The sequence below is a fragment of the Bradyrhizobium sp. USDA 4538 genome (assembly GCF_024171045.1).
Lineage (GTDB): Bacteria > Pseudomonadota > Alphaproteobacteria > Rhizobiales > Xanthobacteraceae > Bradyrhizobium > Bradyrhizobium australafricanum.
Map to the genome: position 1 here is coordinate 7,134,215 of NZ_JALJZE010000001.1, position 17,288 is coordinate 7,151,502.

The window sequence follows — 17,288 nt, forward strand, 5'->3', positions numbered from 1 at the left end:
CGCGCGATGGCACACGTCCCCTCCTTGTTCGATGTCGGTAGCGTCACTCACGCCGGACGGGTGCGGGCGCGGAACGAGGATGCGTGCCTGGTAAGAACCGACGTCGGCCTGTGGGCCGTCGCTGACGGTATGGGCGGTCACGAGGCGGGCGATCTTGCCAGCCGCATCGTGGTGGAGTCGCTTGATTCCATCGGCGCGCCGGACTCCGCGGCGGACCTGCTGGCGCAATGCGAGGCGCGTCTGTTCAGCGCCAACCAGCAGATCCTGGCACTCAGCCATGAAAGGCAGGGTGCCATTGTCGGGACCACGACGGCAGTCCTGCTGGTGCGCGACGGCCATTATGCCTGCATCTGGGCGGGTGACAGCCGGGTGTACCTGATCAACCGCCACGGCATCACACAGGTGTCGCACGATCACAGCGAGTTGGAGGAGCTGATCGCCGATGGCGCGCTGTCGCGCGAAGAGGTCCAGGACTGGCCGAGCAATGCCATCACCCGTGCTGTCGGTGTCGTCGCCGACCCCGAGCTCGAGGTGGTGACCGGTCCGGCCGAACCGGAAGATATCTTCGTGATTTGCAGTGACGGCTTGACACGGCACGTGCGGGACGACGAGATCGAGCAGCACGCGGCCACCCGCCTTGCCCAGACCGCCTGCGACGACATGCTCGCGCTCGCACTTGATCGCGGCGGACTCGACAACGTCACGATCGTGATCGTGCGATTGCTCGCGCCACGATCCTCAGAGCCGACGAGGACGCCGCTTGATCAGGAGCCGCGACCATGACCGCGAACGATCCGTTTCGGTCATCCTACCGCGGTGTGCCGGCCGGCACCCGGCTCAACGGCATTTACGAGATCGAGGCGATGATCGGGGCAGGCGGCATGGGGGAGGTCTACCGATGCCGCGAGATCCAGACCGGATCGCCCGTCGCGGTCAAGATGCTGCTCCCCGACATGGTCGACAACGAGGCGGCGCTTGCGCTGTTCCGCCGGGAGGCGGCGGCGCTTCACAATCTTCCGCACGAAGCAATCGTTCGCTACTTCCTGTTCACGGTCGAGCCCGCACTGCAGCGCCCGTATCTGGCGATGGAGTTTGTGAACGGACGCTCGCTGTCGAACATGCTCGACGATGGGCCGCTGACCTTCGAAGCGCTGATCAAATTGATGCGGCGGGTCGCATCGGGCCTTCAGGCCGCTCACGAGCACGGCATTATCCATCGCGATGTCTCCCCCGATAACATCATCGTGCCGCTCGACGATGTAAGGCGGGCGAAGATCATCGACTTCGGGATCGCCCGATCGACGCAGATGGGCGACAAGACCATCATCGGCTCCGGCTTCGCCGGCAAGGACAATTACGCGTCGCCGGAACAGGTCGGCTTGTACGGCAATGATGTCACCGCGAAATCCGACGTCTACAGCTTTGGTCTCGTGCTGTTCCATGCCCTGACCGGACAGAAGCTCGATATGGGCGGGAGCCAGTTTCAACTGGTCGAGAAGCGTCGGCGCGTGCCCGATCTCGGCGCAGTGGACATGCGCATCAGGCCGCTTCTCGAGAGGATGCTGCAGCCGGACCCGGCCTTGCGCCCGACCATGGCGGAGGTCGCCAACGGGACGCCGGCGGGTTCGGCGCAGCCGTCCGCGGCACCGCTCTACGGCTTCGATCCATTGGGGAAGCCGGAAGCCGGGACGTCTGCGCGGCAGGAGCGGGTGCCATCAACCACACGGAACTCTCGCCGCATCTGGCTCAGCGCTTGCGTCGCGGGGCTGCTGCTTCTGCTGGGCGGCGGTGGGTACACCTTCTATAAATTTGTCTGGAAGACATCGGGCTTGGCGGCCTTGCCGCCGCCTCCGAAACTCGCCGGGACATCCGCGCCGACGAGCGAGCCTGCTCCGCCACCGCCGGCACGTCAGGAGCCGGTGAAGCTGCCGTCTCAGCCGACGTTGACGCCGTCTCCGTCCCTCGACGGGCCGGGTCGAGCCGAGCGCATCCGCAAATATGTTGCCCAGTATGCGGGCGGCGACTGCTTCTTCATCCTGCCTGTTGCCGTGAGCTCAAGCGCAGCCGTCATTGAAGGCTTCGGCGCTTCGACCGCCCCGTTCGATACCTTCGACAAGGCGTTTCGAAAGGAGCAGGGATTTGAGGCTTCGGTCGGCGTCAGGCAGGTGAATCAGGCACAATGTCCGGCCGTCAAATTCCTCAGTCAGGTCGGAAGCGATCAAGCGCGGGCGCCGCGCATCAACCTGTCGGCGACGGAGCTGAAGGCCGGCGAGACCCTCAATGGGACCGTCGAGAATTTTGCCAACCGGGTGGTGGAACTGCTCATGGTCTCGGATCGCGGCGAGGTGCGGAGTTTGTCCTACCTCCTGAAGCCGGGCGTCGACTCGCTTTCCTTTGCCCTGCCGATGGAGCGTACGACCGGTCCGCAACTCCTGTTGGCCGTCGCAGCCCCGCGGGTCCTGGATTCATTGCGCCAGCCGCGACCGATGGCTGCCGACACATTCTTCCTGCAGGCAACCAGCGAAGCTCAACGCGGCAACGTGACCATCACCGCGGCTGGACGCTATGTGATGCTCACCAATTGAGCTGCCGTTCAGAACTTGCCGATCATCAGGATCTTCAGGTCGGCATCCGGCTTGAAGTCGCTCGCCGTGAACTGCCGCGCGTTGTCGGCAGATGACGGCTTGAGCCGCCCTGGACAAAAACTGACCAGACGGTCGTCGCCGCCCGGATCGATCGTCAACGTGAAGGACCGGATTGGACCCGCCCAGTTCGCACCCGTCTTGAGCACGTAGGAAATACGCCGCTCCTGCAGCTTTGCGGTGTTAGCCTGGCTGTCACCTGTGCGCTTGTCCAATTCGGCAAGGAAGGCATCCGTAACGCAATAATCTCTCCGGTATCGCTCGACTTCCGGGCCTAGCGCCGCGCTGTGACGCAGACCGGAGCGCAGGACCGTGTCGGGGCTGGAGCCGACGCTCGGGCGATATTGATGTTCGACCGTGACGGTACGCGCCGCTGGGAACACTTGCTCGCGAACAGCCGACGTCCTGGTTATCCAGCCGGGCGTGTATTGCTGGCGACCGTTGTCGCTCATGCCGGCAGGCATCAGAAGGCCATCATCGATCAGCTTCGTGCGGGTTGTCGCCGGCAGGTCGGCCACCCGTATCTCCCGATCACCGAGCGGCAGCAAAGGCAGCTTGAACTGACGGAGGAGGGCGGTGACATCCTTGTTGCCGACCATGGCGCGCTGGTCGATGGCCAGCGGCACCGGGTTGCCGTCGATCCTCGTCTCGAACGCGACGAAGTTGACTGGATCGCTCGATGGAAGCGCAATGCTCTCGGCTTCGGACAGGTCGATGTCGGGCAGCGGAAAGGCGACCGTGAGTGCAACCGGCTTGCTCGTCTGGTTGACGAATTGGTAGCGAACGCTGACCCGGTCCAGCCCGATACGAAGCTCCTCGCTCGCCATGGCCACGTCCTTGGTGCGGACGAATTGCAGCCCGCCGATGGACAATTCGGCCGCCGAATCGTTCGCCCGCGCAGGCCAGCCGGTTGCGGCCAACAGGGCGATCATCAAGGCTCGCGACCTCAACGACTGCCCGCTTAACGCTCCATTTGCCATGCCGGCCTCCATGCGGCGCCCCAGCGTCTGCCCGTGTGGGTCAATCGATCGCCTGGTAAAGGTCGCCCCATTCCGGTTTCCAGACGCCATCGGGGTCGCAAACCACGATCGCGAGCTTCATGTCATTGGCGAGACGGATTGCGCCGCGAAAGGCATCCTGGGCCGGCATATGGGCGCTGACCTGGTCGCTGCTCAGGCGTCCCCCGCTTGCGGCGGCCGGCAACACGATTGACCCGGAGGCGCCGGCATTGTCGCGTCTCAAAACCAGAGTAATCGCGTCGGGCTGGATTTCACTGACTTGCTCAAATCTGTTTCTGGCCATGATTTTGCACTGCAAGCTGAAGGAGTTCGGACTATCACCGTCCAGTGAAAGAGTTGAACGGGATCGGGGTTGCTCGCCACTAATTGACGCTGCACTCGCGCAGTCTTGGATTAGGCAGTCTTGGATTAGTCGGACTGACGCCGCATTCGGTTCGGTTACATTGAGGCGGATATGCTTCGTCGATCTAGCTGGATCTGGCTCTCTATCGTCGGCGCGGCCATAGCTGCCACCGGGGCTAGGGCCGACGACGCGGTCGTGCGAAGCTTTGCCGGCGGTTCGGCTGCATCCATGGTGGGGATCGTCGCGGCCAGCCAGGACGTCGAACTCGCGGGCCCGCAAGCGCTCAGCGCTGACGGACAGGGAAACCTGTTTGTGCTCGATCAGATCAATGGCCGCATTCTGCAGTTCGACCCGAAACAACCGAACACGGCTCCCGATATCCTGAAGATGCCTGGCGATGTGCAGCCCACCGACCTCGTCGTCCATAACGACGACATCATGGTTTGGGACGGCGGCGTGCGGATGCTGAAGGCGGCAGCAGGACAGTCCACACGCGGGCTTGGCGGAGACGTGATCCAGTTGGAGGAAGTCTCATCCCGCGGAACGGACGACCAGGTCGCCATTTCGGCCTTCGCACAGATGGGCTCGCAGGCGCTGAGCAGCCCCACCGACTTGCTGGATCAGAATACGCGCGCGGCCATCGTGAGGACGACGCGACAGCCCGACCGGCAATATATCGCCTCGCGCAGCAAGGGATCGGTGATCGCCGATATCATTCCCGACAAGGGCAATGCCGGCGTTCGGGTCGAAATCCAGACCATGGTCTCCAACGAGACCATCGGTCAGCTCGGCCTGCGCGTCCGCAACCAGCTCGGCACCGTGGAGTTTCTCGAGATCGACAACAGCGACCGCTTCTACGTGCTGGCCGAGGACATTCCTCCGTCGGGCAAGAATGCCTCCACCTTCGTCGCACGCTATGCCGCGAACGGACGCCTTGAGGGCATCTACGAGCTGCCGCTGGAGAATACGCCCGTGACCCGGCGGTTCGTCACCGTCTCGGGCGACGGCGACGTCTATTTTCTGCGCACCAAGCCGGATGGTGTCGAGGTGGTCGGTGTCGGCTTCCGCCCCCTGGGGAAGGTATCCGTCATTGACGTCAGGCCGTCGCGCACGGCTGCCGCGCCGGCGGCGGCGCAGCCGGATATCAAGTTCAATGCGACCGCCGCTGTGCGGCCGTCCAATCGCCAGCAGGCGATCGAGACGGCCTTCGCCTTTGAGGGCATTCAATGGAAGCTGACACCGGCGAACTACGGTAGCGATCCCGACAGCCAATGCTCCGGTTTCAGTCGTATTCGCCGGCCGTGGTATCTGCAGGGCAAGGTAAACCAGGAAGTGCGCGGCGTGCCCTATTGCTGGGGCTGCCACGGTTCGCTTGCGAATTTCCGGCAGCGGATCGACAGCGGGACCCTGGCGGGCAATGTCTGCACCCGTAACGAGCCACGGCCGGATGTGGCCGGTGTCGACTGTTCGGCGTTCGTCAGTGCCACGTGGGGACTTTCCGTCCACTACACGACCGCCGCCATCCCCGCGATCGCCGCGCCCGTGACCAATCCCTGGGACCTCAAGCCTGGTGACGCCCTGAACAAACCGGGTTCCCACGTGATGTTGTTCCTGCGGTTCACCCCGGATCGCAAGGCCGAGGTCATGGAATCCTCGACGGGTGGCTGCAACGGTCGGGTCTGCCGCAACGTCTACCCGCTCGCGAGCCTGCTTGCGCGCGGTTACGTTCCGGTCCGCTTTCGGGCGTTCGCAGACGATCAGACGACCGTTTCCGCGAACGCCTATCAGGAGACCGAGGCGCCGACAGGCCGCAAGACGGCGAACAAACGGCGCTGAACCTGAAGTCTTGCCAAGGCTACAGATGAACATGGATCACCGCCTGCGCGCTGGTTTCCGGAGGTCCGGACGGCATTTGCCTTTCTGTCTTACCGGTGCGGTTCCAGGGCGGACCTGCTTGATATCGAGGTGGATCGCGATGCGAACGCTCAGGGGCTTTGATCGAAGGACCGGTTGGCTGTGTGCCGCCATCCTGCTCGCCGCGTTGATCGGCCTGCCACTCCAGCGCGCGCATGCGGCGGGTGAACTGTCGATAAGCAATCCCGACGGTGCGGCGCTCCGGGCCCTCGTCATCGGCATCGACGACTACCAGCATGTACGCAAGTTGAAGGGCGCGGTCGCCGACGCCAATGACATCGTGTCCAGCTTGAGAACCATGGGTGTCAGCGATGTGGTCGAGCTGACCAATGCACAGGCGGACAGGGCGAGCGTGCTGCGCGAAATCAGCTCACTGGTGGAGCGGACCAAGAGCAACGATCTCGTCTTCCTGTCGATCGCAGGTCACGGCACGCAGGAGCCGGAGCGGATCAAGGGCTCGGAACCGGACGGAATGGAGAACGTGTTCCTGCTGCCTGAATTCGCGACCACGCCGGCAGGATCTGTCGAGCGCATTCTGGGAAGCGAATTCAACCATTTCATCCGGCAGTTCGAATTGCGCGGCGCAAGGGTGATTTTCGTCGCGGATACCTGCCATGGCGGCGGAATGGTGCGCGATATCGATCCGCGGGCGGCTGAGATGAGTTTTCGGCAGGTGCCCCGCTACACGCTGCTGGTCGATGAATTGAAGCCGGTGTCGAGCAGCGACGACCCGAAGTCCGAACTCGATCTCGACCACACCGCGTTCATCGCCGCGGTCGATCGGCACACCAAGGCGCCGGAAGTGCGGATTCCCGGGATCGACGGCCTGCGCGGCGCCCTGAGTTATGCCGTTGCGCGCGCCGTGGAGGGCAACGCGGACATCAATCATGATGGCAAGGTGACCCTGAAAGAGCTTTTCAGCAATGTTCGGCAGGTGGTCTATCAACTGTCCGACCAGCGCCAGAATATCGTGACGGTATCGTCGCCGGCACAGATGCCGGAAACCGAGGTCGCGTTCGAACTGACCCGCGGCGTGGTGCTGATCCAGGGGACGGCGGCGAGAGCTGCCTCCGGCCAGGTCGCTACCGTCGCGTCCGCCGAGAAGCAGACCCCTGCGCCGCCGGCCGTTACGGCCAAGTCGCAAACCGCTCCAACCAGTGCCGCTGCGACCGCCCCAGCCGCGCCCAGTGCCGCACTGCCGCCCTTCCGCCTCACCACGCCGATCCGCTTGGCAGCGCTTGACGGCAAGATGAGCTATTTCACCAGCGTCAAGCCGCAGGACGCCAGCGTGCAGGCCGTTCAACCGACTGATAATCCCGACCTGATCTGGGACCCCGTGTCCCATGACGTGATCGCCTGGGGCGACGTGGTCGCCTATGGCGTCGACGTTGGCGGCTTGACGACGGTGGTCAACCGAACCGCGGCAATTCGCGAGCTGAAGCGCATGGCGACGCAATCGCCGCAGCTGATGCGTATTTGGCCGGATGATCGACAGCAGCGCAGCGGACAGACCGTCGAGGTCGAATTGTCCGACGTCGGTTCGCGGGCGGTGCTGCTATTCAACGTGTCCGGTGATGGAACCATCCAAATGCTGTATCCGGTGGGTTCCGATGCCGCGATGGCTCGGTCAGCAAATCTGCGGCTGCCGCTTCGGGTAGGCGAGCCGTTCGGCGCCGAGCAGATCGTCGCGGTAACCTCGCAGCAGCGGATGGTGGATCTGGAGACGGTCCTGATGCAGCTCAACCGGCGCCGTGCCTCGGGGCAGGTGATCAAGAGTCTGGAGCGCTACCTGCCGGCGGACGCGCGGATCGCGTCAATCGGCTTTTTCAGCGTTCCCTGACGAAGCTGTGACAGCCGGTCATGTCGCCAGCGAAACTGGTTTCCCGCAAGCAATCCTGGTTCGCGATCGCGCTGCTGCTGGCAGGAAGCGGGGCCGCGTGGGCGACGCCGCCGCCATCGGCCGCTCCATCGGCAGGAGCGACGAACGCTCCGTTGCTCTGGCGCGTACAGACCCCGCGCGGCCCGGCAAATGCCGCCGGCGTGGCGCTTGAAATCCTGCCGGGTCCAACCGTCAACATTGGCGGCAAGGTGTCATTCGGCGTAACCGCCAGGAAGCCCGGCTATCTGATGCTGGTGGATGTTGATGCGGAAGGGCGGATGAGCCAGATCTTCCCGACTGCCGAGCTATTGGCGCAGTCGGTCGGACCCGACATGAATCTTGTCAAGCCTGGCGTCCAATTCATCGTTCCGACCCCGGCGGCACAGCAACGTGGATTTGAATATGTCGTCGCGCCGCCGGCCGGGTCCGCCGTGATCGTTGCGATCCTGAGCGAGCGACGTGTGCAATTGCTCGATTTGCCGGACATTCAGCGCAAGCTTCAGGGGCCGGCCGACACGTTGAGCTATCTGTCGGATTGGACCAGTCAGCTGCGGATACCGGACAGCGGCGGCGGAAGACTGTTGCCGAACAATTGGTCGTTCGACATCAAATCATACTCCATCAAGTAGGTCAGCGATCGCATTGCTCAGGCTGCCCGGGCGGTCGAGGAGACCGTCCCGCGCGATCATGTGGTGAATATTCTTGTGGCCGAAGCTGCTGTCCGGCGTCTTGCGTGCAGGGCCCCGCGGTTTGGCTCCCTTGCCCCCGGCATTGCCGATTGCGGGGAGGAGACGGCGGCCCGATCTCGAGCGTGCCGCCTTGCATGCCGTCCTAGTTGCAGACCTCAACATTGCCGGTACCGCCGCCGGGACCTCCGCCGCCACGGTAATCGAGATGACACCCGCGACGGACCGGGCGGCATAGATAAGCATCACACACGATCTGGCCGCTGCCACCAGAGGGTCTGGCCGTCGCCTGTCGTCGGGGAACGTCGGCTTGCGGCTCGGGCCTCTCACGGACCGGACGATCGGCGCGCGACGGCCGCTCATCCGTGTTGCGCTTCGCCACCGGCTTTTTCCCGCGCCGCTTCTCGCATTCGTTATCCTCGTTCAGGAACGAGCCCTCGGCGCAGGTGATCTTGCGGCACTGGTCGCCGTCGGCCTTGTAGCCATGTTCGCAGATCAGCGGGCAAACCCGGGCCGGCTTCAGCTTGATCGCATCGAGCGCATCGAGGCTTGCAAGCTTGACGTCAAATTTGGTTCCGGCGTGCCGGTTGAACAAGGTCAGGGAGCGACGCGAGGCCGCGTTCCACTCACCGTCGATGGAGCCTGTGAAACAACCAACCCGGCTCAATTCGCTCTGCACCGATTTGGCAAGATCTTCCTGCGGCGGCGCCGTGTTCAGGGCGGCAACCTTCGCGCCCTCGCTATTCTGCGATGGGGTAGCGGTTGCAATATTATCCGGCTTGGCGCTGTCGGGCGCGGGTCCGTTCGCGGAAAGCATGGCGACCGTTGAGGTTTGGGATGCGGTCCGCTTCCGTTCAGCCTCAGCAGCTTGGTCCTGCGCCGCCTGCTTTGTTCTTTCTGCCGCGATACGGGCATCCTCCGCGGCCTTGAATTCTGCGGCCGCCTTTTCCTGCTCCGCTCGCTGGGCACCTTCGGACGCAAGCCGCGCCTTCTGCTGCTCCGCTTCCTGCGCTTTCCTGGTGGCGGTAACGCGCGCGTCCTCCGCGTCGATCTGGTTGAGCTGAAGCTTGGCCAGATTTGCATAATAGCCGTCGGGATGCTGGGCGAGGAACGCGCTCATGGCGGCCTTATTGCCGACCTGCAGGGCCAATTCGTAGTCGCGACGGATCTCCGACGAGGCGTTAACCGCCGGCGGCGCCGGCCCTTCTGCCTTTGGCACGAGCGCAACGTCCTCACCGCCCAGTGAGCCGTAAACGTAAGGCTCCTGCCGGTTGCCGGTCGCTTGCAAGACATCATCGCGGACGAAGCCGAAAGCCCTGCGCAGGTCCAGTCCAGGCTTTGCGATATATTTCACCAGCGCCGTCGCGTAGGGACTGTTCGTGCTGTTGCCGTCGAGCGCGGTCAGTCCGGCCTTCGCCGCAAACGCGATCAGCGTATTGGATACGGCGGGTTCTACCCGGGCGAGCCCGCGGCTGATCGCGCGCGAAGCGACGGTTCGCTTCATGGTGTCGGCAAAAGGATTGTTGCGGCAGGCATCAACGATCACGACGCGGAGCTGCTTGGCGGGCTCGATGGCCAGCAGGACACGATCGAGCGAGAAGGCCTCGTCATAGATATCGGTGTCGCGTTCAAGTCTGGCATCCGTCGGGATCAGATAATTCGTCCCGTCGATCTCGATTCCGTGACCTGCATAGTAGACGATGGCGATGTCTGCATCGCGAGCTTGATCGGCGAAATCCCTCAGTGCCCGCCGCATGTCGCTCGAGGTCAGGTTCAGCCGAGACTCCACCAAATCGAACCCGGCGCCCTTCAAGGTCGCGGCGATAGCGGTGGCATCATTGGCAGGATTCGGAAGTAATGGCGCATTTTGATAGTTCGAATTGCCGACCACCAAAGCCACTCGCTTCGTTGCCCAGGCTGGCTGAGACGCCAGGAGAACCGAAGCAGCAAGAACAACAAGAACTCGGAGGAGCGTGTAGCGCATGGCGAACGTCCAAAAATCGGCTCGAAACAACGGCAGCTTTATCGAAGGTGGCCGCGCGCAAACTCCACTGCGTCAAGCGTTACGGGCGCCGGCATACCTCCGTAGAGAACAAACTTGAGTCCAATCCATTCCTGATGTTGTCGTCCGGGGCAGCGAGATTGTTCAAGGATACACCGAAGCGTGTAGGGCCGGTGGTGCACGGCCGAACAAATGTCAATTGACCTGTAAGATATTGAAATATCTGTCTTTTATCGTTAGCGCCGGAATGGCTGGCAGTGCCGGCATCCGCCTGGGCTTCGCCAAGCGAAGTTCCATCTCTCGATAGTGATCTCGGAATTGAACTCGCATGCTCAAGCGATGCTCGTGCCGGATCGTCAGCGTGTGACGGCCGCGTCGTTAGTCTCGGTGGCGTCGACAGGGTTCAGCCCGTTCGTCTCGGCCGTTTGTCGCAGCCTCGGGCCTCTTCCATAGGAGCGCGAACTGCGTCTATCTGGAAGCAACGCCGATCCGTTCGAGCTGAGACGTGCGAGTCCCGAAAGAATCGAAATCTGCGTCCTCGGGATCCGGACGTCGACGTGTGGACGCCCACCGCAGGTGTCGTCGAAATCTCTGGAGACGCACATGTCTATTCCACTGAAAATCTACATTACGCCATTTGCCGAGAAAGGTGTCGCCGAGCCGCAAAAATGGAGTGGCGAGGCCGCCAAGAAGGCACTGGATGTGGTCAATAAGATCTGGGCGAAGGCCAAGATCGGGTTCGTGATCAATGATTACGTGGAAGATAAACCGCTCGATATGGCGAAGAGCGCGCGCAACAATGACCAGCGCGTGCTGGATGTTCTCAGTTTCCGGCATGCTCCCGACAATGCGGTCCACATCTATCTCGTCAATCCGATAGTCAATCTCTCGGCCGGTGGCGGCTCGTATCTTCATAGCGATCCCGAGCCGGCAAGCTTTGTCCAATGGTATGGCAATGACTTTGCCAACGGACGCGCGTGGGCTCATGAACTTGGGCATTTGATGAGTCTCGACCACGTCGACGTAGATTACGCCGATGAGAAGCAGGCCGCCCTGCGCAGCAACTTGATGACGAAGGGATTGAGCGTGGGAAGCGATTTGACCGGTCAGCAGATCAGCACGGCCAAAGGTTCAAAACTGGTGAAGCGATTTGGCGGCTGACCGCGGAACCTCCTCGCTGCCGCCTTCCATGAAACCAATTGCAGTCGGCCCGATCGCTCGTTCGCCCGCCAACCGCCGGAGAGACGCCATGCCCAAGGTCGACCTTGCAAACGTGCCGGAGCGCAAGGGGACCGGCTATCCGGCGGAGTTCGCCGCGCCGTGCGCCGAGCGGGTGCGACAGCGTCTCGGTGATGCCGGCGGGCTCGCCGACTTCGGCGTCAACCTGATGCGGCTGCCGCCCGGCAACTGGTCGAGCCAGCGCCACTGGCATTCGGATGAGGACGAGTTCGTCTATGTGCTCGCGGGCGAGGTGGTTCTGGTGGAGGACGGCGGCGAGACGGTGCTGCGGGCCGGCGATTGCGCGGCGTTCCCGAAAAACTCCGGCAACGGGCATCATCTGATCAACAGGTCGCAGATGACGGCGACCTATCTCGAGGTCGGCTCGCGCTCGCGCGCCGACGTCATCACCTGCTCCGACATCGACATGATGAGCCCGAGCTCCGACGGCCGCTTCCTGCACAAGGACGGCACGCCGTACGAATAGCCCCACCTGTCGCGCCGCGACGAAATCGGGCGTTGCGGATTGGCCGGCGAAGGACCAATGTTCCGGCGAGGAGCTTTGGTCGCGTCCATGCCGGAATGGTATTTCATCTGGGTCGACGGTCCGCGCGGACCCGAGCCGCAGAAATGGTCGTCGGATGCGCTGTGGGGCCAGCTGGCGCGTCAGGACGTGATCGTGCGTTTTCCCCTGAGCGATCGCGAGGCCGAATTGTCGCTCGACCAGCTCGCAAGGCTGCACCCGGTGCCGCAGTGAGCTGCGCTGCAGTTCTTTCCGTCGACGTTCAATCCGCCGGGGTGAACGTCAGACCGAAAGATCGAAGCCGGGCGTCGCGATTTCGGTCAGGAACGCGGCGACGAACATCTTGCCCAGCACATGCTTGGCCGCCGGCGTGCCGGCCTTGAGCCGGCCGGCGCGTGTGGCCTCTGCGAGCTCGGCAAGCGTCGGTGCCGCAAGGCTCGTATCGGGTACGGTGCGCGGCGCCGTCGCGGATGCGCTGAGCAGCACGCCGGCATAGTAGAGCCGGGTGAGCGCGCGGACATGTGCGAGCCGTGCGCGCCGCGCCTCGTCGAGCCGGCGGCCGAGCCAGGCACGATGCAAAATGCTTTCCAGCTCCGGCGTCCGCGCCAGGCTGTCGCCGACAATCGCGAGGTCGACCAGCGGATCGGTGCGATAGGCGGATTCCCAGTCGATCATCCAGAGCCTGTTGCCGTCGAACAGGATGTTGGCGGGGAGCGAGTCGTTGTGGCTCGACACCGAGTTGGCCTCATCCCAGGCATAGGCCGCGCGGATGCGCGCGAGGTGCTCGTTGCAGCGCTCAAGCACGCCGGGCGCGAACAGGCCGGTGCGGCCGACATGGGCCCAGAGCCGGGCCACGATGTCGGGGTAGCGCACGAAAGCGGGAAAGGTCGGCGTCGCCTGCAGGCGCGCCAGCAATTCGCCGAGCGCCTTCGCCAGCGCCGGCAGGCCGCCGGGATAGCGGCCGAGCGGCTGCCGCTGCACAAAATCCATCACCGCGACGCGCGAGGCCTCGTCGACATAATGGAGTCGCGGCGCGATGCTGGCCTCGGCGGCGATCCTGAGCGACACATACTGAAACGGATTGCGCAGCGGGCTCGGCATTCCTTCGATTCGGAGCAAATAATTCTCGCCGCCTGCATCGATCCGGAACAATTGCGCCGACGTTGCGCCGCCCGAGACCGATGTGACCGCGTCGATCGCCGCGGTGCCGATCACCTGACGCAGTGCGGCATGTGCTGCGTCGCGCTGTGCCGGCGGAAGTTTATCGAGAGCACTCATGCGCAAGAAGCTAGCATGGCCGCTATGCGTGCCCAAAATCGCGTTAATGCAGCGTTCGCGATCTATTGCTGGCAGCGCACGACGAAGCATGAAACAATGCTGCAAAAATCATGTTGGGAGAGAACTTGATGTCGTTCGAGCGGGAGTTGCATTGCGCCGTTGCGTGCCGATCATGGATCGCGTTGCCATTATTCTGCCTGATCAGCACGTTCGGAGTGATGCATAACGCCGCCGCGAACGAGTCCTTGCAGATTGTGGACGCGCGCGTGCCGGCGGTCGACAAAGCGGGCGGGGACCTTCCCTTGACGATGACGATCAAGAACGAGGCCGACAGCGCCGATGCGCTGCTTCGTGTCCGCTGCCCGGTTGCGAATTTTTCCGAGCGTCATACTGTGGATCGCGGCGAGGGCGCACCGGCGATGCGCTCGATATCCAATATACCAGTACCGGCAAAGGCAATGCTCGAGCTGAAGCGTGACGGTTATCACGTCATGCTGCTGCAGATGCGTCAGGCGCTCACGCCGGGCGAGACGTTCAAATGCGCGATCGTTTTTCAGAAAGCAGGCACCATCGAGACGGAGGTACAGGTCCAGAAGTGACCTCACAGAAATGACTCAACAAGACGGCGGGTGGTGCACAGCCATGCGCCGGGACTCAAGGCTTCTCGCGTGATCGCCCGTGTGTGACGGGCGGTTCGATCAATGAAGAATGCTAGATCCGGAGGAAATGAACTCATGACAAGGTTGAATTGGGTAAAGTCGCATATGCTCGCCGCGGCAGTAGCATCCGCAGCGACGTTCGCGGGCTCTTTCGCGCTCGCCGACGATGTCGGCCAGGACCGTCTGCTCAATGCTGACAAGGAAGCAGGCAACTGGCTGCACCACCACAAGAACTATTCGGCGACGCGCTTCTCGTCGCTGGCCGATATCAACAAGGACAACGTCAAGAATCTCAAGGTCGCCTGGACCATGCATCTCGGCGGCGTCGAGGGCGGCGGAATCTGGTCGCATGGCGGCCTGGAGGGGACGCCGATCGTCGAGAACGGCTTCATGTATGTCACCGACGGCTGGGGTTCGGTCTACAAGATCGATGCGCATGGCGGCAAAGGCGTGCTGCTCTGGAAGATGGATCCGAAGACCGACCATGACTGGGCCGGTGCAGTCGCCTGCTGCGGCGTCGACAACCGCGGCGTCGCATTGTGGGGAAACCTCGTCGTCTCGCACACGCTCGACGGCCGCCTGATCGCGACCAACAAGGAGACCGGGCAGGTCGCCTGGCAGCGCCAGGTCGCCGATCCCGACAAGGGCGAGGTGATCACCGGCGCACCGCTGATCGTCAAGGACATGGCGATCACGGGCGTGGCCGGCGCCGAATACGGCATTCGCGGCTGGATCGCGGCGACCGACCTGAAGAGCCAGAAGGAAGTGTGGCGCACCCACACCATCCCGGGCAAGGACGAGGCGGGTCACGAGACCTGGAAGGACGACAAGGACGCCAAGGCGAGCGGCGGCGGATCGACCTGGGTCACCGGCAGCTTCGACCCCTCGACCAACACCATCGTCTGGGGCGTCGGCAATCCCGGACCGGACTGGGACAACGAGTACCGGCCCGGCGACAACCTCTACACCGACTCCTCGCTTGGTCTCGATGCCGACACCGGCAAGATCAAATGGCACTACCAGCACACGCCGAACGATCCCTACGACTATGATAGCGTGGCGGAGAACGTGCTGGTCGACGTCCCCGGTCCGAACAACACGACGCAGAAGCTCGCGCTCGAGGCCGACCGCAACGGCTTTGCCTATGCGATCGACCGCAACAGCGGCAAGTTCATCTGGGGTCTGCCGTTCGTCAAGAAGGTGACCTGGACCAAGGGTCTCGACCCCGAATCCGGCAAGCCGGTGGAGTATGATCCGAAGCAGGGCGTGCAGCGCTACAACGCGGCGGTGACGCCAAGCCGGACCAACAAGGTGACGGACATCTGCCCCGGCAACATGGGCGGCAAGAACTGGCCGCCGACCGCGTACAATCCGAACCTGAAGCTCTGGTACATCCCGGTGATCGAGAGCTGCAACCGGATCACGGTCGAGGAGACGACGCCGGACAAGTTGAAGAAGCGTGAGTTCTTCACGGGCGGCGGACCGAGCCAGCCGGTCAAGATCACCGGCAGCGTCACCGCGATCGACGTTACCACCGGCAAGGTGGCAGGGAAGGCGGAGACCGAATTCCCGAACCTCGGCGGCATCCTGGCGACGCCCGACCTCGTGTTCTCCGGACAGCCGTCCGGCGAGGTGATCGCCTACGACGCGAAATCGCTGCAGCAGCTCTGGCAGTTCAACACCGGCGGCGGCGTCAATGCGCCTCCGATGACGTTCTCGGTGGACGGCAAGCAGTATGTCGCGATCCTGGTCGGCCTCGGCGGTGCCTGGGACAAGTGGTTCATCGATGCCACGCCCGAGCTGAAGCGGATGCAGCCGGGCTCGATGCTCTACGTGTTCGCCCTTTGACGTCGCAAGCGCGGGAGGCCTCTCACCGAGGCCTCCCGCGTCGATTTGGCCGAGAAAGACAAGAAAAAAGACAAGAAACAAGACAAATGAAAAAAATATCGCTGGTTGGCGCGTGGCTCGGCTGCGCGCTGGTGATGGGATTTATCGGTACCGCGCAAGCGCAGTCGGCGAGCGATCCGACCGATGCGGGCAAGGCGGTGTTCAAGCGCGGCAATTGCGTCGGCTGCCACAAATGGCACGGCAATGGCGGCGGCGGCTATGGCGGCGACGCGCTGTCGCTGCGCAAGACCGAGCTGACCCGCGAGCAGATCATCGAGACCGTGACGTGCGGCCGGCCGGGCACCGGCATGCCGTTCTTCGTGCGCGGCTCCTACGACACCACGAAATGCTACGAGATGACCCGGCAGGACGTCGCGGACCGCATGCCGCCCGAAGCGAATGTGTTCCTGCGGCCGAACGAGATCGAGGCCGTTGCCGACTACGTGCTCGCCCGCGTCAAGGGCAAGGGCGAGCCGACCTACGATGAATGCATCGCGTTCTTCGGCGATGGCTCGCGGGTCTGCAACATCTACAAGGAGGCCGGCCACGCCGCCGCGCCGTCCGATCAGAGCGAGAAGGCAAAGCCATGAGCAAGCAAGGATCGGCAATCCGTGGCTTGGTCTTCGCTGTCACCGTCACGGCAGCGGTGCCGGCGATGGCGACCGCGGGAGACCTGCGCGACATCAGCGTCGGAATGGCGATCAGCAGCGTGCCGGACGCGGGCTACATCAACCTGACTTGCATCGGCGAGAAGACCCACAGATTGGCTGACTGGGCGCAATGGCAGGCTTGCCAGGCCGGACCGGACCAGCTGCGCGGCATCCGCTTCGAGTACGATCGCGAGAGTGGGCGGGAAGGCACCATGGTCGGCGGCCATCCCGCGATCCTCACCGTCATGATCGACAAGGACGCCAAGATCGCGGCGCTGATGATCGAGACCGATCCGAAGGCGCGGCTCTATCTGCGCAAGAAGGCCTTCCTGCTCGGCCTGCAGGCGAGGTCGCGCTATGGCGAGGACGGCTGGACCTGTTCCAAGGCACAGCCGGGCGCCGACAAGCAGGAGGTCGGCGGCGTATTTGTCGACGAGAAATGCACCAAGACGATCGACGGCCGCACGGTCGAGATCGAGCGCCATCTCTACCGCGAGCCGAACAAGGAGCTCAAGGACATGACCGACGAGACCCGCATCACGATCCGCCGCGCCGGGTCCTGAGCTGCAAACTGAAATAGCCAAATTT

At 63.3% G+C, this 17,288-nt stretch carries 16 protein-coding genes; 12 read left to right on the forward strand and 4 right to left on the reverse strand.

The annotated features are described in order from the left end of the window. The first annotated feature begins 6 nt into the window (after positions 1-6). Complete coding sequence (locus J2R78_RS32575; RefSeq protein WP_253608172.1) at positions 7-783, forward strand: PP2C family serine/threonine-protein phosphatase; 777 nt, start codon at positions 7-9, stop codon at positions 781-783. Then, positions 780-2,585, forward strand: coding sequence for a serine/threonine-protein kinase (locus J2R78_RS32580; protein ID WP_253608175.1), 1,806 nt, complete (start codon positions 780-782; stop codon positions 2,583-2,585). The genes J2R78_RS32575 and J2R78_RS32580 overlap by 4 nt, the downstream gene beginning before the upstream one ends. Positions 2,586-2,593: 8 nt before the next feature. On the opposite strand, the gene J2R78_RS32585 is transcribed toward J2R78_RS32580, so the two are convergent. Together J2R78_RS32585 and J2R78_RS32590 are read right to left on the reverse strand one after the other, a co-directional pair. Continuing rightward, positions 2,594-3,574, reverse strand: a complete 981-nt coding sequence (locus tag J2R78_RS32585; RefSeq protein WP_253608177.1) for a DUF4424 domain-containing protein — start codon at positions 3,572-3,574, stop codon at positions 2,594-2,596. 88 nt (positions 3,575-3,662) lie between these two features. After that, positions 3,663-3,959, reverse strand: coding sequence for a hypothetical protein (locus J2R78_RS32590; protein WP_253608182.1), 297 nt, complete (start codon positions 3,957-3,959; stop codon positions 3,663-3,665). Positions 3,960-4,115: 156 nt separating this feature from the next. Here J2R78_RS32590 and J2R78_RS32595 point away from each other — a divergent pair, with 156 nt between their 5' ends. The 3 genes from J2R78_RS32595 to J2R78_RS32605 all read left to right on the forward strand — a co-directional run bounded on the left by J2R78_RS32595 (position 4,116) and on the right by J2R78_RS32605 (position 8,426). Beyond that, on the forward strand, positions 4,116-5,840 hold the full coding sequence (locus tag J2R78_RS32595) for a hypothetical protein (RefSeq protein WP_253608183.1): 1,725 nt from the start codon (positions 4,116-4,118) through the stop codon (positions 5,838-5,840). Positions 5,841-5,979: 139 nt separating this feature from the next. Continuing rightward, positions 5,980-7,758 (forward strand): caspase family protein, encoded by a 1,779-nt coding sequence (locus J2R78_RS32600; RefSeq protein ID WP_253609989.1) that lies wholly within the window; start codon positions 5,980-5,982, stop codon positions 7,756-7,758. A gap of 20 nt (positions 7,759-7,778) precedes the next feature. Further along, positions 7,779-8,426: a DUF4384 domain-containing protein gene (locus tag J2R78_RS32605; protein ID WP_253608184.1), complete on the forward strand. Its 648-nt coding sequence runs from the start codon at positions 7,779-7,781 to the stop codon at positions 8,424-8,426. 202 nt (positions 8,427-8,628) lie between these two features. On the opposite strand, the gene J2R78_RS32610 is transcribed toward J2R78_RS32605, so the two are convergent. After that, on the reverse strand, positions 8,629-10,467 hold the full coding sequence (locus tag J2R78_RS32610) for a caspase family protein (RefSeq protein ID WP_253608185.1): 1,839 nt from the start codon (positions 10,465-10,467) through the stop codon (positions 8,629-8,631). A gap of 621 nt (positions 10,468-11,088) precedes the next feature. Here J2R78_RS32610 and J2R78_RS32615 point away from each other — a divergent pair. From J2R78_RS32615 to J2R78_RS32625, 3 genes are all read left to right on the forward strand, one after another. Next, the gene (locus tag J2R78_RS32615; protein WP_253608186.1) at positions 11,089-11,646 is read left to right on the forward strand and encodes a zinc-dependent metalloprotease; all 558 of its coding nucleotides are present in this window, start codon (positions 11,089-11,091) and stop codon (positions 11,644-11,646) included. Between the two features lie 88 nt (positions 11,647-11,734). Next, positions 11,735-12,190 carry a cupin domain-containing protein gene (locus J2R78_RS32620; protein ID WP_253608187.1) on the forward strand — a complete coding sequence of 152 codons (456 nt, stop codon included), beginning with the start codon at positions 11,735-11,737 and terminating at the stop codon, positions 12,188-12,190. Between the two features lie 87 nt (positions 12,191-12,277). Then, positions 12,278-12,460 (forward strand): hypothetical protein, encoded by a 183-nt coding sequence (locus J2R78_RS32625; RefSeq protein WP_229158945.1) that lies wholly within the window; start codon positions 12,278-12,280, stop codon positions 12,458-12,460. 48 nt (positions 12,461-12,508) lie between these two features. Here J2R78_RS32625 and J2R78_RS32630 read toward each other — a convergent pair whose 3' ends face one another. Further along, positions 12,509-13,504, reverse strand: coding sequence for a phosphotransferase (locus tag J2R78_RS32630; protein WP_253608188.1), 996 nt, complete (start codon positions 13,502-13,504; stop codon positions 12,509-12,511). A 128-nt stretch (positions 13,505-13,632) separates the two neighbouring features. Between J2R78_RS32630 and J2R78_RS32635 the strand changes: the two genes are divergently transcribed. The 4 genes from J2R78_RS32635 (at position 13,633) to J2R78_RS32650 (ending at position 17,263) form a co-directional block, all read left to right on the forward strand. Then, entirely contained in the window at positions 13,633-14,103 is a 471-nt protein-coding gene (locus J2R78_RS32635) for a copper chaperone PCu(A)C (protein ID WP_307720401.1), read from the forward strand. Positions 14,104-14,238: 135 nt separating this feature from the next. Then, the gene (locus J2R78_RS32640) at positions 14,239-16,011 is read left to right on the forward strand and encodes a PQQ-dependent dehydrogenase, methanol/ethanol family (RefSeq protein ID WP_129965109.1); all 1,773 of its coding nucleotides are present in this window, start codon (positions 14,239-14,241) and stop codon (positions 16,009-16,011) included. A gap of 134 nt (positions 16,012-16,145) precedes the next feature. Further along, positions 16,146-16,640 carry a c-type cytochrome gene (locus J2R78_RS32645; RefSeq protein ID WP_035631104.1) on the forward strand — a complete coding sequence of 165 codons (495 nt, stop codon included), beginning with the start codon at positions 16,146-16,148 and terminating at the stop codon, positions 16,638-16,640. Further along, positions 16,637-17,263, forward strand: a complete 627-nt coding sequence (locus J2R78_RS32650) for a hypothetical protein (RefSeq protein ID WP_253608189.1) — start codon at positions 16,637-16,639, stop codon at positions 17,261-17,263. Before J2R78_RS32645 ends, J2R78_RS32650 begins: the two co-directional genes overlap by 4 nt. Positions 17,264-17,288: the final 25 nt, after the last annotated feature.

Bases quoted from the DNA above. Each gene is read 5' to 3' on its own strand.
- J2R78_RS32580 (WP_253608175.1), top strand. From the start codon at position 780: ATGACCGCGAACGATCCGTTTCGGTCATCCTACCGCGGTGTGCCGGCC.
- J2R78_RS32630 (WP_253608188.1), bottom strand. From the start codon at position 13,504: ATGAGTGCTCTCGATAAACTTCCGCCGGCACAGCGCGACGCAGCACAT.
- J2R78_RS32600 (WP_253609989.1), top strand. From the start codon at position 5,980: ATGCGAACGCTCAGGGGCTTTGATCGAAGGACCGGTTGGCTGTGTGCC.
- J2R78_RS32605 (WP_253608184.1), top strand. From the start codon at position 7,779: ATGTCGCCAGCGAAACTGGTTTCCCGCAAGCAATCCTGGTTCGCGATC.
- J2R78_RS32585 (WP_253608177.1), bottom strand. From the start codon at position 3,574: ATGATCGCCCTGTTGGCCGCAACCGGCTGGCCTGCGCGGGCGAACGAT.
- J2R78_RS32640 (WP_129965109.1), top strand. From the start codon at position 14,239: ATGACAAGGTTGAATTGGGTAAAGTCGCATATGCTCGCCGCGGCAGTA.
- J2R78_RS32610 (WP_253608185.1), bottom strand. From the start codon at position 10,467: ATGCGCTACACGCTCCTCCGAGTTCTTGTTGTTCTTGCTGCTTCGGTT.
- J2R78_RS32645 (WP_035631104.1), top strand. From the start codon at position 16,146: ATGGGATTTATCGGTACCGCGCAAGCGCAGTCGGCGAGCGATCCGACC.
- J2R78_RS32595 (WP_253608183.1), top strand. From the start codon at position 4,116: ATGCTTCGTCGATCTAGCTGGATCTGGCTCTCTATCGTCGGCGCGGCC.
- J2R78_RS32625 (WP_229158945.1), top strand. From the start codon at position 12,278: ATGCCGGAATGGTATTTCATCTGGGTCGACGGTCCGCGCGGACCCGAG.
- J2R78_RS32615 (WP_253608186.1), top strand. From the start codon at position 11,089: ATGTCTATTCCACTGAAAATCTACATTACGCCATTTGCCGAGAAAGGT.
- J2R78_RS32575 (WP_253608172.1), top strand. From the start codon at position 7: ATGGCACACGTCCCCTCCTTGTTCGATGTCGGTAGCGTCACTCACGCC.
- J2R78_RS32635 (WP_307720401.1), top strand. From the start codon at position 13,633: ATGTCGTTCGAGCGGGAGTTGCATTGCGCCGTTGCGTGCCGATCATGG.
- J2R78_RS32650 (WP_253608189.1), top strand. From the start codon at position 16,637: ATGAGCAAGCAAGGATCGGCAATCCGTGGCTTGGTCTTCGCTGTCACC.
- J2R78_RS32620 (WP_253608187.1), top strand. From the start codon at position 11,735: ATGCCCAAGGTCGACCTTGCAAACGTGCCGGAGCGCAAGGGGACCGGC.